The organism is Streptomyces sp. NPDC057543, from assembly GCF_042801895.1.
GTDB lineage: Bacteria > Actinomycetota > Actinomycetes > Streptomycetales > Streptomycetaceae > Streptomyces.
Genome location: NZ_JBHVFF010000508.1, coordinates 1 through 3,141, shown reverse-complemented (window position 1 = coordinate 3,141; position 3,141 = coordinate 1). Strand labels below are relative to the sequence as shown.

The 3,141-nt window shown below is 66.8% G+C and carries 3 protein-coding genes; 2 read left to right on the top strand and 1 reads right to left on the bottom strand.

Annotated elements, in window-relative coordinates:
- Positions 1 to 198: 198 nt before the first annotated feature.
- Positions 199 to 777: a hypothetical protein gene (locus tag ACFU8Q_RS40585; protein WP_384464969.1), complete on the top strand. Its 579-nt coding sequence runs from the start codon at positions 199 to 201 to the stop codon at positions 775 to 777.
- Positions 778 to 816: 39 nt separating this feature from the next.
- Here ACFU8Q_RS40585 and ACFU8Q_RS40580 read toward each other — a convergent pair whose 3' ends face one another.
- Entirely contained in the window at positions 817 to 1,128 is a 312-nt protein-coding gene (locus ACFU8Q_RS40580) for a ferredoxin (protein WP_114243630.1), read from the bottom strand.
- A gap of 241 nt (positions 1,129 to 1,369) precedes the next feature.
- Here ACFU8Q_RS40580 and arc point away from each other — a divergent pair, with 241 nt between their 5' ends.
- On the top strand, positions 1,370 to 3,136 hold the full coding sequence (arc, locus tag ACFU8Q_RS40575) for a proteasome ATPase (protein WP_384464965.1): 1,767 nt from the start codon (positions 1,370 to 1,372) through the stop codon (positions 3,134 to 3,136).
- Positions 3,137 to 3,141: the final 5 nt, after the last annotated feature.

Sequence of the window (3,141 nt, the reverse complement as noted above, 5' to 3'; positions counted from 1 at the left end):
TTCCCGGACCGACCCGGGAACTCGGCGGCGGCGTCCCCTCGTTGCCCGTACGGACACGCATCCGTGGCCGACCCCACCGTTCCTCTGTTCTGTGAGGTGTGGCACGATGCTGGCCACCCCGCACCACCGCGGACGTCCCACCGGTGGCACCGCCCGACCAGGCATCCCGATCCACAGGAACCACAGGAGACTTCCCGCGTGCAGACCTCCGAGCTCCCGGACCTCGCGCACACCGACACCAAGCCGCTCCACTGGCTCGCCACCGCGACAGCGATGGCCGCCGTCGTCGCGGCAGCCGGCATGCTCCAGCCGGACCCCACCGCCTCCGCCTCGACCCCTCACCGGACCACCGCGCAGCACGGCACCGCGCCCGTCGCCGCCCCCGATCCACAGCGGGCGGCCTACCCCCTGGAATGCGGCGGGACGGAGAGCACCGTGGCCCAACAGGCGCCCGGCGACCTCGACGGCGACGGCCGCCCCGAAACCGTCGCCGTGGTCCACTGCGCGGCCGGCTCCGGCACCCCGCCCAGCGGTGTCTACGTCCTCACACAGGGAAACGGGGCCGCACCCCGGATCGTGGCGACCCTGGTGGACCCCGCCCAGCAGATGAGCATCGGCGATTTCGCGGTGCGTGACGGAGCCGTCTTTGCCACCCTGTTCGGCTATTCCTCGGCCGACGTACCCCGCTGCTGTCCCGACCAGCAGGAGAAGGTCACCTGGCGGTGGCAGGGCGGTGCCTTCGTCCGCACCACCCGGGCCGGCACCGGAAGTGCCTGAGCGGTCACCGTGCGTGCCCGCCCGCCCGCAACCGCCGGATCAGGCGGCCTCGGGACCGTACACCTCGACCCGGTCCGAAACGCGACGTACATGGATGCAGTCGCCCGGGCACTCCTTGGCCGAATCGACGACGTCCTGAAGCAACGGAAGCGGTACGGGTGTGGTCGCGCCCTTGTCCTGCAGCAGCTCGTCGTCGCCGCTCTTCACATACGCCAGGCCGTCGATGTCCAGCTCGAACACCTCGGGTGCGTACTGCACGCAGATCCCGTCCCCCGTGCACAGGTCCTGGTCGATCCAGACCTCCAGGTCCTGAGTGTCGCTACCGGTGGGAGCGTCCTGCTGCACGGTCATTTTTCCTGCCGTTCCCTGCGTATCCGAACCAAAAGAAGCCAGCCCTGACGGGTGTTGAACGGTTCGACGATACAACCGGCCGCTTTCCGATGTTGAAGGGTGGGTATTCCCCTCTCACGAGGGGGAACGCAAGGGTGAGGATCGGACACGCCCCGCAGTCTTTGTGATCTAGGGGTTTCAATCATCACCCACCCAGGTAGGGTCAGGAAGCGTCCAGCTCCCCTTGGAGGAGGTGAGGACCGTGGCAGCCCACGACGACGACATCAACCGCGGCATCCGGCCCGGGCGGGGGTCCGAAGACCCAGCCGGCCAGGTCGCCTATCTCGAGCAGGAAATCGCCGTCCTGCGACGTAAGCTCGCCGACTCTCCGCGCCATACGAGGATTCTCGAAGAGCGGATCGTCGAGTTGCAGACCAACCTGGCAGGCGTGTCCGCGCAGAACGAGCGGCTCGCCAACACACTCCGCGAGGCCCGCGACCAGATCGTGGCCCTCAAGGAAGAAGTCGACCGGCTCGCACAGCCGCCGGCCGGTTTCGGCGTGTTTTTGCAGGGCAACGAGGACGGCACCTGCGACATCTTCACCGGAGGCCGCAAACTCCGGGTGAATGTCAGCCCCAGCGTCGAGCTCGACGACCTCCGGCGCGGCCAGGAAGTCATGCTCAACGAAGCGCTCAACGTGGTCGACGCCATGGAATTCGAGCGGGCCGGGGACATCGTCACCCTCAAGGAAATCCTTGAGGACGGCGAGCGCGCCCTGGTCATCGGACACACCGACGAGGAACGGGTGGTACGGCTCGCGGAGCCGCTGCTGGACGCCACCATCCGCCCCGGCGACGCCCTGCTGCTCGAACCCAGGTCCGGCTACGTCTACGAAGTGGTCCCCAAGAGCGAGGTCGAAGAGCTCGTCCTCGAAGAGGTGCCGGACATCGACTACGGCAAGATCGGCGGCCTGGGCGACCAGATCGAGCTGATCCGGGACGCGGTCGAGCTCCCCTACCTCCACCCCGACCTCTTCAAGGAGCACGAACTGCGGCCGCCGAAGGGCATCCTGCTCTACGGGCCGCCCGGCTGCGGCAAGACGCTCATCGCCAAGGCAGTGGCCAACTCCCTTGCCAAGAAGGTCGCCGAAGTCACCGGCCAGCCCGCGGGCAAGAGTTACTTCCTGAACATCAAGGGCCCCGAACTCCTCAACAAGTACGTCGGCGAGACCGAGCGGCACATCCGCCTGGTCTTCCAGCGCGCCCGCGAGAAGGCGAGTGAGGGCACCCCCGTCATCGTCTTCTTCGACGAGATGGAGTCCCTCTTCCGTACCCGGGGATCCGGCGTCAGCTCGGACGTGGAGAACACCATCGTCCCCCAGTTGCTCGCCGAGATCGACGGCGTCGAGGGCCTGGAGAACGTCATCGTCATCGGCGCCTCCAACCGCGAGGACATGATCGACCCAGCGATCCTGCGCCCCGGTCGCCTCGACGTGAAGATCAAGATCGAGCGCCCCGACGCGGAGGCCGCGAAGGACATCTTCGGGAAGTACCTCACGCCTTCGCTGCCCCTGCACGCGGATGACCTCGCGGAGCACACCGGCTCCAAGGAAGCCGCCACGCACGCGATGATCCAGTCCGTCGTCGAGCGGATGTACACCGAGTCCGAGGAGAACCGCTTCCTCGAAGTCACGTACGCCAACGGCGACAAGGAAGTTCTCTACTTCAAGGACTTCAATTCCGGCGCGATGATCCAGAACATCGTCGACCGGGCCAAGAAAATGGCCATCAAGGACTTCCTCGACCAGGGCCAGAAGGGCCTTCGCGTCTCCCATCTCCTCCAGGCATGCGTGGACGAGTTCAAGGAGAACGAGGACCTGCCGAACACCACGAACCCGGACGACTGGGCCCGCATCTCCGGCAAGAAGGGCGAGCGGATCGTCTTCATCCGCACGCTCGTCACCGGAAAGCAGGGCGCGGACACCGGTCGCTCCATCGACACGGTGGCGAATACCGGGCAGTACCTGTAGTACGC